17 protein-coding genes are annotated in these 23,779 nt (G+C 57.7%); 8 read left to right on the top strand and 9 right to left on the bottom strand.

Going from position 1 to position 23,779, the window contains the following annotated elements:
• The first annotated feature begins 14 nt into the window (after positions 1-14).
• The 3 genes from ACYSMN_RS12525 (at position 15) to ACYSMN_RS12515 (ending at position 3,681) form a co-directional block, all read left to right on the top strand.
• Entirely contained in the window at positions 15-743 is a 729-nt protein-coding gene (locus tag ACYSMN_RS12525; RefSeq protein ID WP_488924225.1) for a response regulator transcription factor, read from the top strand.
• On the top strand, positions 740-2,242 hold the full coding sequence (locus tag ACYSMN_RS12520; RefSeq protein WP_488924224.1) for a sensor histidine kinase: 1,503 nt from the start codon (positions 740-742) through the stop codon (positions 2,240-2,242). The genes ACYSMN_RS12525 and ACYSMN_RS12520 overlap by 4 nt, the downstream gene beginning before the upstream one ends.
• Positions 2,243-2,394: 152 nt before the next feature.
• Positions 2,395-3,681 (top strand): CBM35 domain-containing protein, encoded by a 1,287-nt coding sequence (locus ACYSMN_RS12515; RefSeq protein ID WP_488924223.1) that lies wholly within the window; start codon positions 2,395-2,397, stop codon positions 3,679-3,681.
• A 168-nt stretch (positions 3,682-3,849) separates the two neighbouring features.
• On the opposite strand, the gene ACYSMN_RS12510 is transcribed toward ACYSMN_RS12515, so the two are convergent.
• Together ACYSMN_RS12510 and ACYSMN_RS12505 are read right to left on the bottom strand one after the other, a co-directional pair.
• On the bottom strand, positions 3,850-4,629 hold the full coding sequence (locus ACYSMN_RS12510; protein ID WP_488924222.1) for an oxygenase MpaB family protein: 780 nt from the start codon (positions 4,627-4,629) through the stop codon (positions 3,850-3,852).
• Positions 4,630-4,808: 179 nt separating this feature from the next.
• Positions 4,809-6,149: a hypothetical protein gene (locus tag ACYSMN_RS12505; RefSeq protein ID WP_488924221.1), complete on the bottom strand. Its 1,341-nt coding sequence runs from the start codon at positions 6,147-6,149 to the stop codon at positions 4,809-4,811.
• A 734-nt stretch (positions 6,150-6,883) separates the two neighbouring features.
• Here ACYSMN_RS12505 and ACYSMN_RS12500 point away from each other — a divergent pair.
• Positions 6,884-9,343, top strand: coding sequence for a TonB-dependent receptor domain-containing protein (locus ACYSMN_RS12500; RefSeq protein WP_488924220.1), 2,460 nt, complete (start codon positions 6,884-6,886; stop codon positions 9,341-9,343).
• 58 nt (positions 9,344-9,401) lie between these two features.
• On the opposite strand, the gene ACYSMN_RS12495 is transcribed toward ACYSMN_RS12500, so the two are convergent.
• From ACYSMN_RS12495 to ACYSMN_RS12480, 4 genes are all read right to left on the bottom strand, one after another.
• Entirely contained in the window at positions 9,402-9,842 is a 441-nt protein-coding gene (locus ACYSMN_RS12495) for a DUF6678 family protein (RefSeq protein ID WP_488924219.1), read from the bottom strand.
• A gap of 22 nt (positions 9,843-9,864) precedes the next feature.
• Positions 9,865-10,206: a hypothetical protein gene (locus tag ACYSMN_RS12490; protein WP_488924218.1), complete on the bottom strand. Its 342-nt coding sequence runs from the start codon at positions 10,204-10,206 to the stop codon at positions 9,865-9,867.
• Between the two features lie 41 nt (positions 10,207-10,247).
• On the bottom strand, positions 10,248-12,614 hold the full coding sequence (locus tag ACYSMN_RS12485; RefSeq protein WP_488924217.1) for a GH92 family glycosyl hydrolase: 2,367 nt from the start codon (positions 12,612-12,614) through the stop codon (positions 10,248-10,250).
• Positions 12,615-12,689: 75 nt separating this feature from the next.
• Positions 12,690-13,295: an ankyrin repeat domain-containing protein gene (locus ACYSMN_RS12480; protein ID WP_488924216.1), complete on the bottom strand. Its 606-nt coding sequence runs from the start codon at positions 13,293-13,295 to the stop codon at positions 12,690-12,692.
• Between the two features lie 373 nt (positions 13,296-13,668).
• Here ACYSMN_RS12480 and ACYSMN_RS12475 point away from each other — a divergent pair, with 373 nt between their 5' ends.
• Positions 13,669-14,514, top strand: coding sequence for a phytanoyl-CoA dioxygenase family protein (locus ACYSMN_RS12475; protein ID WP_488924215.1), 846 nt, complete (start codon positions 13,669-13,671; stop codon positions 14,512-14,514).
• A gap of 484 nt (positions 14,515-14,998) precedes the next feature.
• Positions 14,999-16,000, top strand: a complete 1,002-nt coding sequence (locus ACYSMN_RS12470) for a glycoside hydrolase family 43 protein (protein ID WP_488924214.1) — start codon at positions 14,999-15,001, stop codon at positions 15,998-16,000.
• A gap of 19 nt (positions 16,001-16,019) precedes the next feature.
• Here ACYSMN_RS12470 and ACYSMN_RS12465 read toward each other — a convergent pair whose 3' ends face one another.
• Entirely contained in the window at positions 16,020-16,742 is a 723-nt protein-coding gene (locus ACYSMN_RS12465) for an SMI1/KNR4 family protein (protein WP_488924213.1), read from the bottom strand.
• 915 nt (positions 16,743-17,657) lie between these two features.
• Here ACYSMN_RS12465 and ACYSMN_RS12460 point away from each other — a divergent pair.
• Positions 17,658-21,089, top strand: a complete 3,432-nt coding sequence (locus ACYSMN_RS12460) for an AAA family ATPase (protein WP_488924212.1) — start codon at positions 17,658-17,660, stop codon at positions 21,087-21,089.
• 103 nt (positions 21,090-21,192) lie between these two features.
• Here ACYSMN_RS12460 and ACYSMN_RS12455 read toward each other — a convergent pair whose 3' ends face one another.
• Both ACYSMN_RS12455 and ACYSMN_RS12450 read right to left on the bottom strand, forming a co-directional pair.
• Positions 21,193-22,248, bottom strand: a complete 1,056-nt coding sequence (locus ACYSMN_RS12455; protein ID WP_488924211.1) for a DUF6687 family protein — start codon at positions 22,246-22,248, stop codon at positions 21,193-21,195.
• Positions 22,249-22,439: 191 nt separating this feature from the next.
• Complete coding sequence (locus ACYSMN_RS12450) at positions 22,440-22,766, bottom strand: HNH endonuclease (protein WP_488924210.1); 327 nt, start codon at positions 22,764-22,766, stop codon at positions 22,440-22,442.
• Between the two features lie 533 nt (positions 22,767-23,299).
• Between ACYSMN_RS12450 and ACYSMN_RS12445 the strand changes: the two genes are divergently transcribed.
• Positions 23,300-23,746, top strand: coding sequence for a hypothetical protein (locus ACYSMN_RS12445; protein WP_488924209.1), 447 nt, complete (start codon positions 23,300-23,302; stop codon positions 23,744-23,746).
• Positions 23,747-23,779: the final 33 nt, after the last annotated feature.

Here is a 23,779-nt window from a genome sequence, read left to right as displayed (position 1 = left end):
ATCGGCTAACTACTATGACAACGCTAAAGCGCGCACTCATTATAGAAGATGACCCCGACATCGCGCATTTGGTACAAGTAAACCTGCGCGATATTAACTGTGAGGCCGATATTGCCCACAACGGACTAGAAGGGATGCACCAAGCCCTTACCGACCCGTACGATGTCATCTTGCTCGACATTATGCTGCCTGGTCTTAATGGCATCGAAGTATGCCGCCGCCTGCGCGAGCAGCGCCTTACCACGCCTATTCTCATGCTGACTAGCAGGCAGGAGGAAATTGACAAAGTGCTGGCCCTCGATTTAGGTGCCGACGACTACCTCACCAAACCCTTCAGCGTGCGCGAAATGCTGGCCCGCGTGAAAGCCCGCCTGCGGCGCTCAGTACCGGAAAAGGAACCAGGCTTTGCGGGTGGGGCAACGCAAACGCTGTTTGCCGTGCGCGACCTAACTCTCGACACCCAGCAACGCCGCGTAACGGTAGCCGGCCGAGTGGTGGAGCTTACGGTAAAGGAATTCGATTTGCTGGCGCTGCTGCTGCGCCACCCTGGCCGGGCGTATTCGCGCACCGAGCTCCTGGACTTGGTGTGGGGCTATTCCTACGCGGGCTACGAACACACTGTCAATTCCCATATCAATCGCCTGCGCCTGAAAATTGAGCGCGACGCCGCCCACCCCGAATACGTGCTCACGGTGTGGGGCGTGGGCTACAAGCTCGGGGCCGAAACTACTGCTGGCGAATGAGATGGCAGAGCCTCCAAGTCCGGCTGTCGGTGCTGTTTGTGGCGCTGCTGCTGGGCGTAAGCGGCCTGTACGTTTGGCTGCTGTATCGCTCAGCCGACGAGTTTGTGGCCGAGCAACTGCAACGCCGTAATCGTACGCTGGCCGCCTCTATCGCCCAGGCCCTGCACATCGACGAGCACACCAACGAAATTCCGGCCGCCGCCCTGCGCCAGACCTTCGACGCGGCCATGATTATCAATCCGCGCATCAATCTATTCTTGGTGGGGCTCGACGGCAAAATTCTTACTGCCTCAGCTAGACCTGACAAAGTGCAGCTCACGCACGTGCCCACCAAACCCATCCGGGCTTTTCTGGGTGGGCGTGCACCGTTGCCTATCTGGGGCACCGACCCCTGCCGGCCAGACGAGCCGAGTCCGTTTTCGGCGGTGCTGCTGCCCAACAGCACGGGCGCTCCACATTGCTACCTCTACATTACCCTCGATGGCCATACCACTTCCGACGAGCCTTCGGTGCTGCAACACGGCCACCTGTTGCGCATGCTGCTGCGTACGCTGGTGGTAGCGGGCGTGGGCGTGGCCATTCTGGGCTTGCTGCTGATTTCAGTGCTGACCCGCAACCTGCATCAGCTGTCGGTGGCCGTGCGCAGTCTACAACGCGGCGACTACTCGGTGCGAGTGGTGGGCATCAGCCCCGGCGATGAAGTGGGAAAACTGGCCGCAGCCTTCAACGAGATGGCGGCCCGGACGCAAGAAGCCATAACGTCGTTGGAAAGCAACGACCGGCTCCGACGCGAACTTATTGCCAATGTATCGCACGACTTGCGCACTCCACTGGCCAGTGTGGAAGGCTACACCGAAACTATTCTGCTCAAAGATGCCTCCCTTACCGATGCCGAGCGGCAAGGCTACCTGCACACCATTCTCAACAACACCCGCAGCCTGAAACGGCTGGTGTCGGAGCTGTTTGAATTATCGAAACTCGAAGCCCGGCAGACCCTACCCCAGCCCGAACCTTTCGCCGTAGCCGAGTTAGTGCAGGATGTGCTGCTCAAGCTGAAGCCGGAAGCAGAGGCGCGGGCCATACGGCTAGAAACGCAGCACCCGCCCGCCTTGCCGCTCGCCTACGCCGATGTTGGCATGATTGAGCGAGTGCTCCAAAATCTACTGGACAATGCCGTGCGTTATACCTCCGCGGGAGGTGGCGTGCAGGTGACAATAGCCGTGTTGCCCAACACCCAGCGCCTCCGCTTAGAAGTCTGCGATACAGGCCGCGGCATTGCCCCCGGCGACTTACCACACGTCTTCGACCGTTTCTACCGCTCCCCTCAGATGCGCTCCAAACACCACGGCCTAGGTTTGGGCCTGGCCATTGCCCACCGTATAGTGGAGTTGCACGGCAGCCAGCTCAGCGTCACGAGTACCGAGGGCGAGGGTACCTGCTTTGCCTTTACGCTGCCTCTGCACGAGGAAAAGCCCGTAAAACCCCACGAATCGGTGTAACAGAAGACTCAAGCGTGAGGCAGAGGCAGAACTGACTCTACGAAGCCGGACAGAAAAGAGAGGAAAATGTAACCAATTCGTGATAACTCCGCGCTAGCCGGCCCGTGTAACTAGCTCACCATCACGTCTACTTCTCCTCTTTTTCTCAGGTTATGAAAACACGCATTTCAGGAATGATCGGGCTGACACTCGTCGGGTTGCTCGGCGCTTGCACCAAAACCGAAGACGTGGCTCCGTCCACAACGGCTATCAACGCGGCGTCCAGCACGGAGTTGGTCAGGGTAAGCCCGCCCGCTACGTTTGGAGTTGATGTCGCGGCCTTGCCCGTCGGCACCAGTCGGGTGGAATATAGTATCGTGTCAAACGCTTACAGCGGGAGCGTTGCTTATTACGCAGGCGCCGCTGAGGCCGCTCCTTTCAGCTTTACGTGGAATGGGCCGGCCAGCGCGGTACTCTACGGGGGCTACGGCAGTTTCCGATTAGTGGCCCGAGCCATCACCGCTAACGGCACCGTTCAGGAAGTGCCCGCGCTGGTGTTGCGCAACGAGGGACCCGTGCAAGCCAACAGCCTCGATATTCCGGGCACGTTTACGGGGCCCAGCGGCTTGGCTCCCTCTATTACGCGTTACGTGGCGGTGGGCCAGACGCCCAGCTACTACGATCCTAGCTTCACCCGTTTCGTGGGCGGCACAGCTGCCGACCAATTCAGCAAGCCCGGCGACGCGGTGGAGTTCAACGTGCAAGTGCCGCGTTCCGGCCCCAACCGCATCTATGAGTTGAATTTCGCTCACGACGTGCTGAACAAACCCAATCCCGCCCTCCGCATTTTCGTCAACGATTCCTTAATCACTCCCAGCCTCGACTTCCAGAGCGCCGCCTCGCCGGACCGTGGCGGGCGCTACGCTGCCAGCAGCGTGCGCGCCCTTCTAGGGCCCGGCCTCAACGTGGTACGGGCCGAAGCCCTGACCAACGATGGTCCGCAGCTCAGCGCCCTGCTCGTGGCTGCCCTGCCCGCCACCGCTACGCCTGTGCCCACCGGCACCCAGCGCCTCGAAGCCGAAGACGCCACTCTTATCAACAGCCGAGTAGTTACGTCGCCACCTGACTTCACCGGCTCTGGCACGGTCGAATTTCTGCGCGGCTCCGGGGCCAGCGTAGAATTCACGGCCTCCGTATCCCAGGCGGGCACCTACACCCTAGTGCCGCGCTACGCCCTGGTCGGCGATGCCGATACGCCCAACGCGGCCCGCACGCTACAACTAAGCATCAACGGCGGCACTGCCACTTCCTTGGTTTTCGACCGCACCTCGTTGGTGTACCGCGAACGGGCCGGCACCACAGTGCGCTTGCAAGCCGGAGCTAACACCATCCGCTTTACCACCGTTCGGCAGGGCGGCCCCTTCCTCGACAACCTCTCCCTGACCCGTACCGGCAACTAGAAAAGCTTCAATAAGGCTCAATCCTCTGGTTGATTGGCCATATCATAAGCAACGTACAACGGTCCTGCTAAGCTTGGTCTCGCCCTTCGGCGGCTCAGTTCGGCAGGACCGTTCTTTTGCTACTGCACTGAAGCAGCTGTACTGCCCGAAGCAACCTGCAAGGGCAATTCAGGTGGTTTGCAGCTGGGCGGGCGCGTGGTCCAGGGCTTGAATGCGGGCTTTGTACTCGGATGGCAGCAGGGCTTCCCTGGCCCAGCGGCTCAGGGACAGCTGCTGCGTGTGCCGGTAGACGGGCAGCACCGGCCCTATCCACGACCGGGTTCCTAGCTGTAGTAAGTCGCACACTGGGGCCGGTACCACGAGGCGCTGGGCTTGGCGCAGCAGCCAGTACCGCAGCGGCCCCAGGTGCTTGCGGTACTGCTGGTAAAGGTCGGCGGTGAAGCGGCTGTACTCCAGATCGGCGGCCAGGTGTTCTTGCCGCACTCGGCACCAATCGGCGTAGGTGGTGGGTAGGTCGGGGATGCCCATGCGCCGGCCGACGCGGGCAAACACGTCGAATACTTCCTCTTTTTCCGGCGTGGTTAGGGGGCGCTCCAGCACCTCGAAGGAGCGGATGGAATAGTCGATGAGCAGAAACAGTACGTCGCGGTAGGCCCAGGCCGGGATACTCGTGCCGCGCTTGCTTTCCACGACGGCGTGAATGGCAGCGATACTGGCTATGGCCCGCTCGGCACCGGCCCGCTCGGCAAACACGATTTGCCGGGCATAATCGACGGTGGAAAACAACCGGGCCAGCGGGTCGGCGGGGAGACGGCCGGTGAAGTAAAGCCAATCCACGGCCTTGTTCAACGCGAATTCGGCCGCGGCACCGGCGAAGATGAAGAGCACGGTGTCAGCCTTGCCCCAGATGGCACGCACCACCGAGTGCTGCGCTACAAAGTAGTCCATGGCGCAAGAACCAGAAAAGCCGGCAAAAGGCTCCGCCGCGTGTCGGTTACGTCGTTCTTGCGAAAATCACCGCAGCACATTGAGAGAATGAAAGATCCTTCGTGGCTGAAGCAGCTCAGGAAGCTTTGTTTCTTGGCTATGGAAGAGACATTCAAGAAGACGACTCAGGCCAAGAAAGCCTATTTCCGAGTTCGAAACTTCACTAAGTAGGGCTTCAACGGGTAGCGTCCATCCTCCGAGCGGAAATCATCTTGCGTAAGAAGTACCTCGTAGTAGTGGCCCGGCACGAGGGCTACTTTGAGGGTATAGGATTTTTTATCGGCAGACAGCCCATTCTGTCCCACTACGGGCCAGGTTGCTTTGCCGCCGGGGCCATATTCCACGGCGGCAAACGGCCCCATCGGCTGGGAGAAAGTTATCGTCAGCTCCTGCACAGATGCATCCACCGCTTGGTCTCCGGCCGCAAACGGTCCTATGCTAGCTACCACGGGACGGCGGCGGTCAAACTCGGTTTTCAACGCCTCCAGCGGCTCGGCGGCGGAATAGTACTGAGACTTGCGCAGAAATGTTTCCACCGCTAGGTTACTGGTGTAGTCTAGCTCTATCATCTCCCGGATAGCTTGCTGTTTATCGCTCGCACGCTCGTAATAAGCTTTGCAAATGGCGTAGCCCATATAGTAGCCGAGGTCTGCCACGTGTTGCGGGTCCTTCGAGATTTGATTGTAAAACCAGTTGTAAAAGACCGGACTGAACATCTCCTCTTTGAAACGGACTTTCAATTCCGCTTCATGTTTTGGGCCATAGGTCACGTAAGGCAGCGGCAGCGGCTTGTTCATGACAAGCTCCGTCACAAAATCACAAGTACCTTCAAAAATGGCCTGACCTAATATGTTATTGCCGTAGCTGTTTAGCTGCGTGTGCACATACTCGTGCACATTGAGCGGAATGATATTATTGAAGGGCTCGCTCTTGTAGTAGCGGGCCAGAAACGTTTGCTGCGCCGCTGGCATCTCGGAAATATCGACCGCCGAGTTGCCCGTCACCATCTCGGCCCCGATGAGCACGTGGCCGTTCCGGGTGGTGCCGGAGGAGCGTAATACGCCAACGGCGAAGTACATGCTGGCCGGCCGTAGGGGTGGATACAGTTCCTTGAGCTTGCGCAAATACGGCTCAATACCTCGCGCTCCGGTTTTGGCCAGTTGCGTACGTGGCCGGATGGAATTCCAGAACTTGGGGAAGCGGCGAATAGAACTCACCCACTGCTCAGCGGTATAGCCTTTTGCGGCCATAAACGCGTGTAGGCCCGGTGTACCTTTATCGATGTAAAGCCGCCTAATGTATCCGAGCTGCCGCAAACTATCCGTTGTAGTGCGGATGCTGTCGTAGGCCACCCAGAAGTGGTCGATGTCGGTGGAAAACACCCGCTGCTCTTGCTGCTGCCCGAATGCGCTAAGCTTGATGAGCTGAAGCAGCAGAAGGAGAAGGAGGTTTTTCTTGTGCACACTAAGTGTCTGAATCATAATTCGCGGAATGAATAGGAGTTAGCCAAAGCCGTAATATGGACTCAAGGTAAGGTGCTCAATGAAATCTACCAGCCACCCTCAAGAGAAGGCCTTTGGATTCATTTGGCGGAAAGGAGCAGCCCCGTACCGGTCAAGGAAATATCACCCGGAAAACTCCGGGGTGCTTTCCACACGTGTGGAAAGCACCCCGGAGTTTTCCGGGTGACCATCCACACGTGTGCAAGGCACTACCGGGTTTTTGGAATGACATTTCACCGGTGTGCGAGAGGGGCCGGAGTTTTCGGGACGGCCATCCACACGTGTGAACGGTGTCCCGAAGTTTTCGGAATGACCATCCACACGTGTGGAAGGCACCTCGGAGTTTTCCGCATGGCTCCGCACAGATGTGGATGCGCATTGATGCTCTTTGCTGATTGTGTGACGGGTATTCCGGGGGTGCGGTTTGCTATGGTAGGTGTGCGCCACGAGCAACGGCGTGGGTGGAGTTAGCAAAAAAATAATTAAGAGGGCCTGTAACGTTTTCGGATTTGCACGGTGTTCACGCGCGAATTCTCTTCCTACTCTACTTCGTGTACTTTCTGGTCGGCTACGTGCAACCAGCTACATCACTAAGCACTCAGTGGATGCTACGTGGGGAGAAAATTCAGCGACGATTGCCAAACCAGTGTTGGTCCGTCTTCCAAGCAGCTCTTTTTCCGACCCCAACCACTTCCATCACCTTCAGCGGTATTATGCGTCCACGCTCTACTTTCTTCGTAGCCGGAATCTTATTGACCTTGCTCTGGCTTTTTGCGCCCTCTGCGGTGGCTCAGACGCCGGGCGCCGTCACGGGTACGGTGCGTGCCGCAACGGGTACGCCGGTGGAATTCGCTACCATCACCTTGCACCGCGCTGCCGATTCGTCGGTGGTGAAAACCGAGTTTAGCGACGGTGCCGGGGCTTTTCGGTTTGAGCGGCTGAGCGAAGGACGCTACCGGGTATCGGCGGCCCAAATAGGCTTTGTGCGGTATTGGAGTGAGCCGTTTGCGCTGCCGGCCGGTGGGCTGGCATTGCCCGGTATCACGTTGCAAAGCAGCGGCGCTACCCAGCTGAAGGAAGTGCAGGTAGTGGGCCAGAAACCCGTATTCGAGCGCCTCGCCGACCGCACCGTAGTAAACGTAGAAGGCTCGACGCTGGCGGCCGGCAACACCACGCTCGACGTGCTGGCCCGCGCCCCCGGCGTTACGGTAGATGGCAACGACAACCTGGCCCTGCGCGGCCGTCAGGGGTTATTGGTACTCATCGACGGCAAGCGCCAACCCATGACGGGCACCGAGCTAGCCGACTACCTGCGCAGCCTGCCCGCCGACCAGCTCAAAAGCATCGAGCTCATCACCAACCCACCCGCTAAGTACGATGCCCAGGGCGGGGCGGGCATCATCGCCATCAACCTCAAGAAAGACCAGCGCCAGGGTACCAACGGTAGCGGCAGCATCAGCTACGGACGTGGTGAGTACGGCAAGTTCACGACCAGCCTCTCCGGCAACCACCGCCAGCAAAACCTCAACGTATTCAGCTCGCTCACCTACACCCGGCGCCGGGGGTTCGGGATTCGGAACACCTACCGCTATTTCTACGAGACGGTAGGAGACACGGCCACGGTGCTGAAGGGCACGAGCGACCAGCGCAACCGGGGCGTGTTCGAGGACCATTTCCTTATTTATAAGGCCGGGGCCGACGTCAACGTGTCGAAGAATACAGTGGTGGGAGCCGTGCTGGCGGGGTTCGGCGTGCCGAATCCCAAGCCCGGCGGAACGGGCGTCAACACCAGTACTTTCTATGATGGGCAGGGCCAGGTGGAGGAATATTATACTGCCCGGAGCACCAGCCTAGGCAACAATCCCAACATCACGGGCAACGTCAATTTCAAGCACACATTTGGGGAAGGCACCGGCCGGCCGGAACTAACCGCCGACGTAGACTATGCCCGCTACAACACCCACCGCACGCAGAGCCTGACCACGTTTTTCGAGCTTTCGGGCCAGCCCGAAGCCACCCTGGCCAGCGACCAAATCAGCGAGCTAACCATCAAGGCGGTGAAGGCCGACTACACCCAATCGTTGGGCCCGGAGACGCGGCTGGAGGCCGGCGCCAAAGCCAGCCAAGTGTATGCCGATAATGACGTTCGTTTCGAAAACACTCGGGAAGGCATAACCACCCCTGATGAAAACCTGAGCAACCGTTTCCGCTACGACGAGGTCATTACGGCCGCTTACCTGAACCTGAACCACACCTTCAGCAAGCAACTCAATCTGCAAGCGGGTCTGCGCGGCGAGAACACTAGCGCCACGGGCCGGCAGATAGTTACCAGCGAAAATTTCAAGCGCAACTACTACCAGCTCTTTCCAAGCGCGGCCCTCAAATACACGCTCAGCGAGCAAAACGAAGTGGCACTTTCCCTAAGCCGGCGGATCAATCGGCCTTCTTACGGGCAGCTCAACCCCTTCCGCTTCATCATCGACCCGGCTACTTCCGGCAAAGGCAACCCCGATCTGCGCCCCGAAACCAGCTACAACATGGAGCTGAATTACACCTTCAAGCAGAAGTTTACGGCCGGTTTCAGCTACAGCGTCACCCAGGACCCCATCACCGACGTGGCCTTCCCCGAAACCGATACCACCACGGTTTCCACCAACGTGAACCTGGATCGGCAGCAGTACGCGGCCCTCACGCTCACGGCGCCCGTTACGGTGGGCAAGTGGCTGAATATTTACAACAACGCCGTCTTCTTCTACATCCACTTCGATGGCGAGCTGGCCAACACTCCATTGCTGGCTGGCCAGGCGGCTTTCAATCTGAGCAGCAACAGCACCTTCACGTTGGGTAAAGGATGGGGTGCGGAGCTGAATGGCCGCTACAACTCGGGGCAACGAGTCGGGTACTTCGAGTTTAAGCCCTTCGGCCAAGTGGGAGTTGGGGTGAAGAAAGACGTGCGAGACGGCAAAGGCACCATCAAGCTAGCGGCCACCGACATTTTCTACACCACGCCGCTGCGGGCCATTTCCATCTACAACAACTACCAGCAGGACCTTTACCTACGCCGCGATACGCGTGTAGTTACGCTCTCCTTCGCCTGGAAATTCGGCAACGACAAGCTCACGTCCACCAACCGCCGCACCGGCGCCGAAGAAGAGAAACGCCGGGCCCAGTAGCATGGTGGTATTGAGGTGAGGAGCAAACCGGCAGCACTCCCAGTAATTCACACGTTTGCTATGCGCTCAAATAAGCGTACAGCCGAAGCCCGGCATCTGACAATTCCAGGTGAAACTGCCCTACTTTCTCCAGTTCCTGCCGAATGGTTTCCACGTCCTGCTTCTGTGGCCTGAGAGCCGGATTATGGGCATTTGCTGTTCTTGGAAAGTCGAGCCACTCTACTTCTCGGTAGGAGTACCAGCCTCTCGGCGAGCCTGAAATCATGGCTTCCATTGCCGTGGCGTAATAGTCGAAATTGTAGCTGGTGTACTCGTCCAGCAACAGCCACCGCTCTGTTGCGCCGTCTTCCCAGATAAGCTTAACCCTGCATTCCTTTATCAATTCCGAACATTCTACAAGCTTGGTAAGAAGCTTGATCCACTTAGCATTGCTCATAAGCGGCGTCAAACCTCGGGCCTCGATAATTTTATCCAGGAACGCAGCATCTCTATCAGCCATATCTACACGATTTATCAACGGCCTATTTCCTGCTCCCAATTAAATCAAAGCACTTTATTACCAGGGGCGCGCCTTCGTGCTTCTTTATTGCTTCCTCATTTACCTTATCAATTTCGCTCTCATCAATCAAGTAGAAGTCGGTGAAATACGCTTCGCTCCCGCCTTCTTCCACTACTTTAAAATTCATTCGCTTATCTATTTCGTATTGCTCACACAAGCGCAAAGATTCTATTGCTTTGTGTAGTTGATCTTTCAACTTGATAGCGTTTTGATCCGCCCCTCTTTCTATTTTAACCTGATTCGCAAGTCTCTCTTTTTCCTTCTCCAGAAAATCAATTACGAGGCTGAAGTCAACGCTTTTCATGTTTGCGGTGGGTCTTGTGCTTGCTCTACTAATACGCATTGCTATTGCGGTGTTTTCGCCGGTTTACTCTGCATCACAAACACCAATTCTCCACCATTCACAACATCCTGATGCGCCAGGAATGGCCGCGTTAGTAGCTTCCCATTTAGCCGCGCTTCCTTCACGTAGACGTTTTTATCGCTCTGGTTTCTGACGGTAATGCGGAAAGTCTTGCCGTTTTCGAGGTGCAGGGTGGCGCCGTGCACGGCGGGGCTGCCTAGGGCGTACTCCGCGGAGCCGGGTGCCACCGGATAGAAGCCCAGGGCCGAGAAGATGTACCAGGCCGACATCTGCCCGCAGTCGTCGTTGCCGCCGAGGCCGTCGGGCGTAGGGCGGTACATCTTGGGCAGAATCATGCGCACGCGGGCCTGGGTTTTGTAGGGTTGGTCGGTCCAGTTGTAGAGGTAGGCGGCGTGGTGCGCGGGCTCGTTGCCGTGCACGTAGTTGCCGATGATGCCTTCCCGGGTAATGTCCTCGGTTTCGGCGAAGAACTTATCGGGCAGTTCCATCGTGAAAAGCGAATCGAGATGCTCCGTAAAACGGCGGTTGCCGCCCATCTTGGCGATAAGCGCAGCGGGGTCCTGGGGCACGTAAAGGCTGTAGTTCCAAGCGTTGCCCTCAATGAAGCCCTGGTTGTGGGTGCTCAGCACGTCGAACTCCTGGCGGAAGCCCCCATCTGAGTAGCGGGGGCGCATGAAGCCAATACGTGGGTCGTACACGTTCTGCCAGTTCCGGGCCCGCTCACTGAACTCCGCCTCGATGTCCTTCCGCCCCAGCTTCTTCGCTACCTGAGCAATGCACCAATCGTCGTAAGCGTATTCCAGGGTTTTTGAAACGGAGGAGCTACTCAGGTTCTCGGGCACAAAACCCCGCCGCATATACTCCCCGAGGCCATCGTAGCGCCCCTGGCGGGCCGTCGTCACGCAGGCGTCAAGGGCACGGTTGGCATCGAAGGGGGCATTGCCTTTCAGCACGGCATCGGCCACCACCGACACCGAATGGTACCCGATCATGCACCAGTTTTCGTTGGCGTGGTGGCTCCAGATGGGCAGCATGTGTTCCACGCTCTGGTCGAAGTGGGCCAGCATGGACTGCACCATATCGGCATTGCGGCGGGGCTGCACCAGGTTCAGCAGCGGGTGCAAGGCGCGGTAGGTGTCCCAGAGCGAAAAAGTGGTGTAGTTAGTGAAGCCCTCGGCCTTGTGCGTGTTCTGGTCGAGGCCGCGGTACTGGCCATCCACATCCATGTAAGTGGTTGGGCTCAGGAAGGCGTGGTACAGCGCCGTGTAGAAGTTTTCCTTGTCCTGCTTCTTCGGCGACTCCATCACCACCTTGCTCAGCTCCTGCTGCCAAAGCTGCTGGGCCTGGCTGCGCACCTTATCGAAGTCCCAGCCGGGTGCTTCGGCGCGCAGGTTCAGTAGGGCCCCGGCGGTGCTCACGGGCGAGAGAGCAAACTTGACCTTGAGCTTCTCCCCCGCCTTGGCCGTCCGAAAGTTGAAGTACATCCGCAGCTGCTCGCCGGCCAGGTCAGGAAAACTCTTGGTTTGATCGAACTTGCCCCAGAAGCCCCGGTACACCTGCTTCTTGGCGAAGTTGCGGCTGCCGTAGTCGGTGAACGGCTTGGAGAATGTCATGGCGAAATACACCGTGCGGGTGCGGGCCCAGCCGTTCGTTTGGCGGTAGCCGGTCACCAGCGTATCATTTTCCACCCGCACAAAAGTCCAGACGTTCTTATCGGGATAATTGTAAATGCCGTGCATCAGGTCCAGAATGAGGTGGGCCTGGTCGGTGGCTTGCGGAAAGGTGTACTGGTGCATCCCAACGCGCGTGGTGGCGGTCAGCTCGGCCAGGATGTCGTGGTCCTGCAGGTGCACGCGGTAGTAGCCGGGTTCCGCCACTTCGGTATCATGGCTGTAGCGGGAGCGGTAGCCACGCTCGGGTTGAGCGGCCGTGCCGGGGTTGAGTTGCACCGGGCCGGTAGTGGGCATGAGCAGAAAGTCGCCGAGGTCGGAGTGGCCGGTGCCGCTGAAGTGGGTGTGGCTGAAGCCGACGATGGTAGGGTCCGGGTACTGGTAGCCGGCGCAATACTTGTACACGTCGGGGTTGTATTTGCCGTCCTGCTCGTAGCTCAGCGTATCCGTATCGGGCGAGAGTTGCACCATCCCAAACGGCACCGTAGCCCCCGGAAACGTGTGCCCCATCTTCGCCGTCCCCACAATGGGATGAGCGTACTGCACGAGGTTTTCAGTAGGCTTGGACTTCTGCTGAGCCAAGGCAGGCCGAATAGCGAGGAAGAAAGCAACGAGGTGGAGCAGGCGGGTCATCAGCTTCAAACTGGCGGGTGGCGTTGAGGCTGATAAGGTAGTCAAGACATTGGAAGTAACGCGTGGCTGTATTTCCTGGAGCCCTCAACGATTCAAATAGCAATGAAACCGTGCTTGACTTCACATCAACTGAAATTTATCGAGGCTAAAACTTCTGGCTAGTACTGAAGCACTTGGTCGGTTGTTAGTTGCGGCTTCGGGCTCGGCGCCAGCTTCAATCAAAGCGTTGAACACCCGTTTCAACTGTGCAAGCAGGACGCCCGTTGTATCTGCATTGGGATGATCAATCATTTGTCGGGAATCGAGCAAAGCACGATGCAGACAGTTGTTGCTGTATGAATCGACGGCGTTGGAGTCAGCGTTGCGGCTAAGCATAAGCTCCAGAAGACTTAATCCCTCCTCAAATATTGTTTGATCCTTATTCAACGTATAAGACTTAAAAATCACGGCTTTTATGCAAATGTGCAACACCGGGATATTCCACTCGTTGATTTTAGACTGGTCAATAAAGCTGACATCAGCACCTTGCTCGATGAGGAACCGCGCGATCTGGAAGCTGCCCGTCTTAAAGGCAACTTGCAAGGTCGACTGACCATCATCTTTCTTAGGCGGCGCGAAATTACAGACGTGAACCAGCGCAGGATTTACACCAATCAGTGCTTTAACCTTATCTAAAGAGCCGCTTCTGATTGCCTGAAATATGGCTTTGATATCCTTTTTGAGCATTCAATTATTATTTTATTCAGCGAAGCCAGCATCTGGCAAAGCACCCTTCCAGCCTTCCAAGATGCTCAAGCAACGAGGGATGACCATATGGCTGCAAGCTATAACTAGATAGGCATTAGCTTGGGCTACTTTCTACAGGAATGTAGCAGCATAATCACACTTCGCTGCAAGAAGAGAGGACATCAAGCCTGTTGAAGAGGCGTCTGAACCAATATAGGCATAGTATAAAAACTCACACCAACCACCACTCAACCCGCCACCAAAGCCCGCCAAAATTCGTTAGGAAGTAGGCACTGGGCGACTTACATTACTGTTTGTAGCGCATCAAGCCGTAATGTGCCCCACCCCCACGACAACCTAACCGCAAAGTAGCATGGAAACGACGCAGCTAACGCCCCCCACCCAACCCGCCTACGACATCGCCCCCATCATGGGCGCCCTCTACGGCGACGGTATCATCGGCTTCAAAGGCGCCTTCAGTCGCGAGTGGGTGCAGCAACTCGGCGAAGACATTGCCCGGCTCTACGCCGAAGCCCTCCAACGCCCCGGCGGCGCCCTCGGCCGTGGCCCCAAACGGCACTACGTCGAGATTCACCCGGAAAGCATCCGCGGCTTCGTGGACCTGGCCACCCACCCCTGGGTAACAACCGTGTGCGAGGCAGTGCTAGGCTCCGACTACAAAATCGTGGAAATCGGGTTCGACGTGCCCAACCCCGGCGCCATGAACCAGCCCTGGCACCGCGACTTCCCCGCCCCCGACGACACCATCATCGGCCGCCGGCTCAACTCCCTGGCCTTCAACCTCACCACCGTCGACGTCACCGAAGACATGGGCCCCTTCGAAATAGCCCCCGGCACGCAGTGGGACTTGCCCATCGACTTCGAGCACGGCATGTTCCCGCCCAAAGCCAACAGTCCCCGCTACGAACAGCGCGCCCAGCGCAAATACCCCCAGATGGGCGACATCTCCGCCCGCTCAGCCCTCACCATCCACCGCGGCACGGCCAACTACTCCACCAAATCCCGCCCCGCCCTGGTCCTCGGCGTCGATGCCCCCACCGCCAACAACGCCGAGCGCCACGACCTGCAAATCACCCGCGCCTTCTACGCCACCCTCCCCGAAACCCTCCAACCCCACCTCACCTGCCGCCTAGTCGACGCACTAGAACCCATCATACAAGGCCACACCATCGAAGGCCTAATGATGGGCGAAGCCTAAAGTAGGAGTTAGAAGACAGGAGCTAGAAGCTAGGAGTCTAGTAGTCAGAAGCTAGCTCCCCTCCTTGGAAAGGAGGGGTGGCCACAGGCCGGGGTGGTTGACTCGTTGCTGATGTTGTTTATCTCGTCATGCAGAGGCGCAGCATCTCGCGTGCTGACGTTGCAACACTAACCTTCCTACCAAGCATTCCACGCATCAAGCGCAGCCGAAGCATGCCACGATAGTAGTCACTAGAGCGGTTCTCAACCCAAATCAAATTCGCTCCTACTGCTCCCGCTACGTAGCCCAGGGCTTCAGCCCTGGGAAACCCGCACACCCGCCCCAACTCCGGCCTGAAGCTCGGGCTACACAGTGTTCAATGACGAAATAATTTCCATAGCACCACCCAAAACGATTCCCAAGTCAGTTTGTCGTCTGGCTCCCCCTCTCCACGGGAGAGGGGGCCGGGGGGTGAGGCCCACGCCAGAACGAATTATCCACCCCTATGCACATCCCCGACGACCATATATACCAGGAAGCGCAGCTAGCGCCAATGACCGTAGCCGAAATCAACGAGCTAATCACACGAGCCCGCGCCCTCCCGCCCAGCGGCGACCAAACCCACGTGCTGGTCGACGACGGCGAAGACCCTTGGGTGATTGCGCACGAAGGCCAGCTCTACTACTGCACCGTAGACCGGCTGAAACAGAAGATCCTGGTAGCTAAGTTTTCCCATCTCGCAGAAATGGCCACGGCCGAACGCGTGCAAGTGTGGCCGGGAAACGAAGGCACCAAGCCGGAATTCGTGGAAATATTGGCGCCCGAATTGCAGCTCATCGACGGCAAATGGTACATCTACTTCGCGCTCTACAACGCTCAAAACGGCGCCGAGCGGCTTTTCGTCCTCGAAGGCACGTCCGGCCACCCCCAAGGCGGCTACGAATTCCAGGGCCAGCTCCAGATTCCCACCGACCGCTGGGCCATCGACGGCTCGGTACTCCAGACCGACGACGGCCAGCTGTACTTCATCTGGTCGGGCTGGGAAGGCTTTACCAACACCAGCCAGAACATCTACCTCGCCCGCATGCGCGACCCGTGCACCATTGCCTCCGACCGCGTGTGCATCTCCCGCCCGGAATACGACTGGGAAAAACACGGCTACCCACACGTAAACGAAGGTCCGCAGGCACTGGTCCGCCACGGCCGCGTCTTCATCATCTACTCCGCCAGCGGCAGCTGGACCGACGACTACTGCCTGGGCCAGCTCACCTACCTCGGCGGCGACCTGCTAGACCCCGCCTCCTGGCGCAAGGAGCCCCAGCCCGTATTCGCCAAAACCGACACCATCTTCGGCCCCAGCCACGCCTCCTTCGTTCAGATCGAAGGCCAGGACTACATCATCTACCACGCCGCCCGCCGCAGCCAAGCCGGCTGGGCCCGTCAAATCCGCGCGAAACCCTTCACCTGGCACGAAGACGGCTCCCCCAATTTCGGCGAGCCTTTGTAGAAGAGAAGCATATAGGCATTTATCTTCCAAATAGCCTCTCCAAGAAGCTTTTCTTTTTCGTGCTAATCACCCATATAAGTTCTTTTTCATGTTTAATAATATTGTTACTCGCCCCGTATTTACCCCAAGCAAATCCTGCTGTATTATTTCCTGCACGTAAGTCTGCTACCACCCATTCCTCCCCTTCGAACTGACTTAAAAACTCTTGATAGGAAGAGTTGTCACTATGAAACTGCGCTTTACTGACGCAGAGCGAATTATATTTCCAAACCTCAACTACTATTTTTTCCTGAAAGTCGTGCATATAAGAGGATTCCGGTTGACGGTACAGTTCGACAAGGTGTGTCAAATACTCATTTATACTTTGTGAATGGATAATGAGAACGGCGGGGTCATGACAAGCGAAAAGAACTTTTCCTGCATTTCCTTCCTCATCTATTTCGAGCAGCCAATAATTACCTAATCCATCGGCTCCAAGAGTAATAGAATGTGGTAAGAGATTCGTATAGCCAAATTCATCTATGGAATCTAAACATACTGGCTCATGCCAGCTACCACTCCATCCTTTTGTTACATTTAAAATTTCAACAATTTCTGGCGCTATTTTTAATCCAGGAAATTTGCTTGCAAGACTTTGTAATTCATGGAATGTTAATCCTGATTGAAATTCTAGTTGATAATATTCATTGTCAATTGCAAAGATTGAAGTTTGAAGAACATGAATTAACTCAAGATTCGTCATTTGCTGTAGAATTAGAGAGGCCTCAATTTAACCAAAACGGCTGAGGTGCTTCTGCTGCCATATGGTATGGCCTACCTCAGTTGGGTACTGTGCTGGTTCTTGCCACTAGGCAGGCCACTTTCTGCACCCCTAGCAGCCGTCAGAACGAGGATGAGATAGCGGCACTTGCTTCCATAGGACGGCAAAAAGCTGCTGGCCTACCCACAAACCGTAAAGCCATCTTAACAAGACCGATTAAGAGCAGTGCAATAATCCCATGATCCATCGCAATAGAGATTATATGAGCAATTTGACCTCATAGAACACCCTCAAATAATCCTAAATGACCCTCTATTTTCAACCCTTAAATTGCCCTGTTTAGGCCTAAACCCACGCTGGCACCCTCAAACCGCCTCCTGCCTCGCTCTAAACGGCTCCTACCTGCTCCAAATCCCCTCCTATCCCTCTAGAAGCGGTTTCTGCGGGCTTCGAAGAGCTTTCTAACTGCTCCGAAAGGTTTCCTAAACGCTCCGGAACGGTCCCTAAACCCCTCGAAACGGTTCCTAGATGCGTCGGATTGCTTCCTAAACCCGTCGGAACGGTTCCTAAACGCTACCCGGTATATACAATTCTGCCCCCGCTCGTGGCGGATTAATGCCCGCCCCGCCCGAACGCGCTTTTCCTCAACCTATCCAGCGCGGCAAGCAAGAAAAGCTCCGGTTGAGGCCATGCGCAGCCGAACGCCGACACAGCCGGGCACTATTCCATGTAACTTCGTAGTTCGGAGCAGCGGCCGGTTTAGGTCCGCGCGTGGTTTTATGTTGATCATCCGTACGACGTAAGCCGCCCCGCCCCATTAATCACAACCGCCGTCACGCCGCGCCGCGTAGTGGCCCTTCTTCCCTTTTCCGGCTTCTCCCCTAGTCGGTTGCCTGCATGAAAATTCTCTGCGTCCGCTTCTACAATATCAATTCCTTACGGGGGGAACACGCCGTGGATTTCAGCCAAACGCCCCTCTCGGATGCGGGGCTGTTTGCCATTACGGGCGCCACCGGCGCGGGCAAAACCACCATTCTCGACGCCATCACGCTGGCGCTGTACGGACAAGTGCCGCGCCACGAAACTACTGGCCCCGAACAGGTGATGAGCCACGGTACGGGCGAGAGCTGGGCCGAAGTGGAGTTTGAAGTGAACGGCCAGCGCTACCGCTCGAAGTGGGGCCAGTACCGCGCCCGTAAGCGCCCCGACGGCAAGCTCCAGGACCCACGCATGGAACTGAGTGAGCAGAAAATAGCCGAGGACGGCGAAACGACCTGGCCGTTTCTGGAAACCTACAAGTCGAAGGTGCCGCTGCGGGTGGCCGAGCTAAGCGGGCTGGAGTACAAGCAGTTTCTGCGCTCCGTGCTGCTAGCCCAGGGCGACTTCACCCGCTTTTTAAAGTCGCCGGCCGGCGAGCGGGCCCAGCTGCTGGAGAAGATTACGGATACCAAAAAGTACTCCGACATCTCCAAGGCCGCTTTCGAGCGGGCCAAGCAGGAAACGCAGCAGGTGGAGCAACTGCGGGCGGGACTGGCGGGCGTGGTGTTGCTGTCGGCGGAAGAGGTGGAGTTTCTGGAAGCCGAGGCTGAGGGCCTGACCAAGCAACTGCGCGCGGCCACCGCGGCCCAGGAACAACTACGGGAGTCACGGCAGTGGCACCTGCGTCTGCGGGAGTTGCGCCAGCGCCTGCACAGCGCCCAGCAGCGCCAGCAGCAGCTCGCGGCCCAAGCTGAAACCCTGGCCCCGTTGCGCCAGCGCCTGGCCCTGCATCAGCAAGCCGCGCCCTTCGCCACCGACTACGCTCTGCTGCGCCAGGCCGAGCAACAACTGGCCCGTTTGCACCGGGAGGTAGAGCAATTGCGCGCCCAGCTGCCGCAATTAGAAGAGCGCCGCACCAACGCCGAAACGGCGCGTAACCTGGCGCAGCAAGCGCACACGCAAGCCACCACAACGCGGGAAACGCAGGAGCCCAAGCTTCGTGAAGCCGAACAGCTAGACCGCCTCATGGCCGAAGCCCAGCAGCGGCTCGACAAAGGCAAGCAGGACTACCAGGAGCGAAACGCGCTGTGGAAAGAGCAGAAACTGGAAGCCACGCAGGCCGCCGAGCAAACCAAACTTCAGGAGCAGCAGGCTGAGGAGTTGCGTCACTGGCTCATGCGCCGAACCGTGCTAAGCAACGTGGCCGAAGCCCTGGCTCCACTCAGCGGCTACTTGCAGGATTGGCAGCATGTTCAGACCGAAATAAACGAGCTGGAGCAAACGAGTAAGGGCCGGCAGCAACAGCTAGCGGCGGCCACTGCCACCGAAGCCAGCAGCACCCAACTCCTCCGCGAAGCCGAAGACCAGCTAGCCACCACCGCCACCCGCTACGCCGCCGCCGCCACCACCCGCGACGACTGGCGCCACCAACTGACGCACCACGTAGCCCGCCTGCACCGCGAAGAAGCCGACTTGGAAACCAGCTTGCAGGATTTGCGGCGGCTTACCCAGGCCCACCAACTCATTCTCACGCACGACGAAGCCCGCCAACACCTCACGGCCGGCGAGCCATGCCCTTTGTGCGGCGCCCTCGAACACCCGTACGCGGCCGGCGTGCTGGGCGTGAGCGAAGACTCAGTGCAGCGCGACCGGGTGCGCGAGCAGGAAATGACGCAGCAGCTCGTGGCCCTAAAAGGCCGCGTCAACCGGCTAGCTAGCATTGGTGGCTTGCTGGAAACCGATGCCGCGCCAACCGTGCCTGAGACTCCGGTATTGCGTTGGCTATCCGAAGCCGAGGAAACCACCGTGCCAGCCACCGTGCGCGGCTTGGTGCAAGAGCTGCGCGCTCTGGAACAGCACCAGCAGCAAGCGCGCCTCACCCAAACCAAAGCGCAGGCCGATCTGAAAAACGCCCAGACGCAGCAGCAGCAGTTGCGCCAGGAATTGGAGCAACTGACCCTGCGGCTACTGGACTCGCGGGAGCAGGCTCCCAAAATCAAGGAAATCATTACGAGCCTGCTTTCGTCGTTTGGGCTGGAATTTTCGGGTGAAAATGGCCCGGAGCTAATGCGCCGGCTGGAAAGCGCCGGCGCCGAGTTCCGCCAAAAGCAGCAGGCGCTGACGGATTTGGAGCGGCAGCTTGGCGTTACGGCCGAGCGGGAAGCTGCCGCCAGCCAGCGCCGCGACGAACTGCAACAGTGGCTGAGCGTCCGGGCCCAAGAGCTGAAGGCCGAGCACGAAGCCATTCAGTTACAGCAACAGCAGCGCCAGCAGCTTCTCCCCGATGCGGATATGGCCCAGGCACGCCAACGGCTGGAGGAAGCCGTGCGCTCAGCCGAGCAGCAGCGCCAGCAAGCTGAACAGCAGCTGCTACAACACGAAACCGCCCGCACTATAGCTCTCAACACCCTGCGCCAGCGCGAACAGGACACCGACCACCAGCACGAAGCCCAGCAACAGCAGCATACGGCGCTAGTAGCTGGCCTCACCGCAGCCAACCTCGCCCCCGACCCGGCCGCCCTAACAGCCCTGCTCCTACCCGAAGCCGAGTTGCATACACTTCAAACGCAGTTGCGGCGCTACGAGCAAGACCTGGCCCTGGCCACGCAAACGAGCGAGGAAACTGCCCAGCTTCTGCAAAATGAAGAAGCCCGCGCCCTCACGCAGGAACCGTTGGAGCAAGTAGAACAGCAGCTCGAAACCAGCAACCAGCAGCTAGCCACGCTCAACCAGCAGCTAGGCCAGCGGCAGGAGCGCCTCGGCAGCCACCGCACCGGACAGGAGCGCCATGCCGCCTTAGCAGCGCAGCTGGAAAAGCAGCAACAAGAAGCCCGCCGCTGGCGCCAGTTGGCCGATCTGATTGGCTCCGCCGATGGCAAGAAGTTCAGCGAATTCGCCCAAGGCCTCACCCTGGCCCGCCTCACAGACCTGGCCAACCGCCACCTGCACCGCTTCACCGACCGGTACCGCATCATGCGCAACCCCGAGCAGCACCTCGATCTGCTGATTCAGGACGAATACCAAGCTGGCAGCGTGCGCTCCATGAATTCGCTGTCGGGCGGCGAAAGTTTTCTGGTAAGCCTGGCCCTGGCCCTGGGCCTCTCGGAGCTAGCCGGCCGCCGCACGCAGATAGACACGCTGTTCATCGACGAAGGATTCGGCACGCTAGACCCCGACACGCTGGACGTGGCCCTCTCGGCGCTGGAAATGCTGCAAGGCACTGGCAAAACCATCGGCATCATCTCGCACGTCGAAGCCCTGAAAGAGCGGGTGAGCACCCAAATCAATGTGCGTAAAGGAGCTGGTGGGGTGAGCACCCTCCAAGTGCTAGGCTTTGGCGAAGAATTGTAGCGCGAAGCTCCAGCTTCGCGCATCGTTGAACGATTGAAACCGCACGGCTTGCGCTAACGCATAGGAATTAGCTTCGCTCGTGCGCTATGCACAGATTTCTGTGCTACTGAACGGCGCGAATTTTGGTCCAGGTCCAGTACCGCCGGGGCTGTATACAGGCGTAGCGTTGCTGGAAAAAACCCACTATCTCCTCCTCTAGTCGTTCTGGCGCAATAGAAGAAGCGTACATGGGCCGTTGGTCTGGGTCGGCGTAGCGTTGCGCTTTAGACAGGCCCTTACCGGCAAGGCGCAGCAGCGGGCCGGTGTCCGTAATACCGTCAAAAGTCCAGCGGCGGGCGGTTTGTTCTTGGGCGTTCAGGCGGGCGGCTAGCAGGTCCAAGGGCAGGCGCGGGAGCGTAGGGCGACTTTCGAGGTCTATCCAGGTGGTGTATTTATACTCAAATTCGTAGCGTTGCCCATCATACAGGCTCAGAACCATATCGGAGCCGGTGGTGGGACCGAACAGCGCATAATAGGGCAGCGGCTCCGGCGTGCGCACCACCATCAAGCCGATTTCCGGGTAGTGACGCAAGCTAGTAGCTGGGCTCTGCATCACGGCCGCTGCCTGTTTCACTCGCTCATACTCCGGTTGCCAGGCCGCCTGGCCCGTGGCGGGATGCTCCAGAACGGCCGCGAAGCGCGGTAGAAACCAGGCAAACTTTTCGGCGGAAGCTTCATCTTCGCGCCGACGGCGGGCAGGGGCGCCGAACGGCTCGTAAAAGCGACTCTTCTCTTCGGCATTCAGCCAGCATACCAATTGCAGCGCATGGTCGGCCAACGGATGTTGCCAATCGATTTCGCGGAAGTCGCCGAGCGTGGCTGCGAGCCGCAGCAGTTGCTCGTGTTGCAGGGCCAGCCGCGGATTCAGCAAAGCCCACACGCCCACAAAACCATCTACATCAAAATGATTAGCCGTAACCGCCAACGCCTCCAACCCTGGCGTTGCGGGCACCCGCAACGCCCGCAACACTGATCCAGCACTAGTATCATCACGCAGCAATTCCGGCGTAGCAGCCCCGCGCCAGTGCGCCAGCGTAAGCGCCGCCCCCAGCCCCACGCTATCCACCACGATAATAGGCTGCTCACGCAACTGCCGAAATGGGACGAAGTGTTTAGTCAAGAGGTGACAGGTGACAGGTGACAGGTGACAAAGGTAGCGGAGGTCTTGGGCGTGTGGCGCCGATGTTCAGATGTTCATCACATAATCACGCAATAAGATTTGCTCTCTATCACTCTATTTCGCTTACCACTTATGTCTTCACCTCTATTCCTGTCACGTGTTACTTGTCACCTCCTCACCTGTCACCTCAATCACCTTTTCCGCCGATTCGATATGCGTTCCACTCGGCTGCGGCGTACCCAATGCAGATACTTTTGGAGTTCGGGAGCGGTGCGTAGGCTCTCTACGCTATGGTAGCGGCGAGCTAAGTCGCGGTTGGTTAGCAGCAGGTGCACGGTGCTGTGGCAGGGCTGGCACAATTCTATTGTAGGGCCGTGGCGGCCGCCTTCTTCGCGCGGTATCAGATGATGGCGGGAAGTGTGCTGTACTATTCGCTCACACAGTTCGCAGCGCGTTTCGGTGGGGGCAGGCGGCGGAAGTAGGTCGGGTTGAAGAAGCTTGGCGCGTCGGCGCGGCATAAGAGTAGCGGGTAGCGGGGAGAAGAGGGTGGTTCGGCCTGGACCTCAAATGTATATCGCGGCGCATAACACATACTTTAAAGTGACAGGACGGGTTTTGACCGAGTCAATTACCAGACTCACCGACTCTTACTGCTTTGTCCTCTTGCTGACAACGACCTTTGAGCACCATTGATGAGCACCTCGATACGGACAGTGCTTTTTTGGTTTTAGTGCCTCCTCATTTTTCCAATCTTGTGGAAGCCTAGACCAGATTCCAATTTGTAGCTCCCACCTGTTGCCTCATGCTTGGCCCAGAGCCTAGACCACACTTGCGCATCCTTACTTATGTACTTACTAGAGCTGAACTATAACTTGTTATGGATAAAGAGTAAGAAGTAGATATTTTTTTAAAAAAAAATTTCACTTATACAACCTCCGCCTAAATACACATATATTTGGTTAGGCTTGCATTATACGAGGCCTACAACTGCTCCTACATTACGCTCTTTAGCTTAGTTCTCTGCTCACACACCGCACTTTTTCAAAAGCCCATGCACATTTCTACTCCCTCTTTTTCCCACTTTCTCACCTTCTGTCGCACGGCGGGTTGTTTGGTGGCGTTTCTGCTTTTGGCGCCAGTGGCGGCAAAGGCTCAAACCTGGATGGTTTCCACCGACCCTTACATCAAAATGGGGGTTATGGATAAGTTTGGCCAGCTCGGAGCCTACTCGGCCAAATTCGTAGTTACCAACTTGACTACCGGCAAAGCTTACTTTCTGGTGAAGGAAGTAGGCGAAGGGAAGAATGGCATTGATGTCGTTTTTCCTTCGGAGCCCTCGGAGCCCGATTATTTTAAATCGGAGACTGGTGAAGCCGCTCGTGCCACGCCGGGCCGCTACGTTTGGGAATGCCAGGTAGCGGGCAAGAAGGTAGTAAGTGGGCGCTTCTCGATGCCCGAAGCCGCCAACGATGTTTCGGTGGTCGAGAAGCCCAAATAGCTTTTTACCCGTTTCCTTGTTTAAGAAGACCCG

It is taken from the genome of Hymenobacter sp. M1-2 (assembly GCF_057808495.1).
Note: the sequence above shows the minus strand (reverse complement) of the source record. Positions and strands in the feature narration are given on the sequence as shown.

What these genes read in the sequence shown, in the direction of transcription:
- ACYSMN_RS12475 (WP_488924215.1), top strand. Translation starts at nt 13,669, where the DNA reads ATGGAAACGACGCAGCTAACGCCCCCCACCCAACCCGCCTACGACATC.
- ACYSMN_RS12470 (WP_488924214.1), top strand. Translation starts at nt 14,999, where the DNA reads ATGCACATCCCCGACGACCATATATACCAGGAAGCGCAGCTAGCGCCA.
- ACYSMN_RS12510 (WP_488924222.1), bottom strand. Translation starts at nt 4,629, where the DNA reads ATGGACTACTTTGTAGCGCAGCACTCGGTGGTGCGTGCCATCTGGGGC.
- ACYSMN_RS12495 (WP_488924219.1), bottom strand. Translation starts at nt 9,842, where the DNA reads ATGGCTGATAGAGATGCTGCGTTCCTGGATAAAATTATCGAGGCCCGA.
- ACYSMN_RS12480 (WP_488924216.1), bottom strand. Translation starts at nt 13,295, where the DNA reads ATGCTCAAAAAGGATATCAAAGCCATATTTCAGGCAATCAGAAGCGGC.
- ACYSMN_RS12490 (WP_488924218.1), bottom strand. Translation starts at nt 10,206, where the DNA reads ATGAAAAGCGTTGACTTCAGCCTCGTAATTGATTTTCTGGAGAAGGAA.
- ACYSMN_RS12445 (WP_488924209.1), top strand. Translation starts at nt 23,300, where the DNA reads ATGCACATTTCTACTCCCTCTTTTTCCCACTTTCTCACCTTCTGTCGC.
- ACYSMN_RS12465 (WP_488924213.1), bottom strand. Translation starts at nt 16,742, where the DNA reads ATGACGAATCTTGAGTTAATTCATGTTCTTCAAACTTCAATCTTTGCA.
- ACYSMN_RS12515 (WP_488924223.1), top strand. Translation starts at nt 2,395, where the DNA reads ATGAAAACACGCATTTCAGGAATGATCGGGCTGACACTCGTCGGGTTG.
- ACYSMN_RS12500 (WP_488924220.1), top strand. Translation starts at nt 6,884, where the DNA reads ATGCGTCCACGCTCTACTTTCTTCGTAGCCGGAATCTTATTGACCTTG.
- ACYSMN_RS12505 (WP_488924221.1), bottom strand. Translation starts at nt 6,149, where the DNA reads ATGATTCAGACACTTAGTGTGCACAAGAAAAACCTCCTTCTCCTTCTG.
- ACYSMN_RS12460 (WP_488924212.1), top strand. Translation starts at nt 17,658, where the DNA reads ATGAAAATTCTCTGCGTCCGCTTCTACAATATCAATTCCTTACGGGGG.
- ACYSMN_RS12525 (WP_488924225.1), top strand. Translation starts at nt 15, where the DNA reads ATGACAACGCTAAAGCGCGCACTCATTATAGAAGATGACCCCGACATC.
- ACYSMN_RS12450 (WP_488924210.1), bottom strand. Translation starts at nt 22,766, where the DNA reads ATGCCGCGCCGACGCGCCAAGCTTCTTCAACCCGACCTACTTCCGCCG.
- ACYSMN_RS12520 (WP_488924224.1), top strand. Translation starts at nt 740, where the DNA reads ATGAGATGGCAGAGCCTCCAAGTCCGGCTGTCGGTGCTGTTTGTGGCG.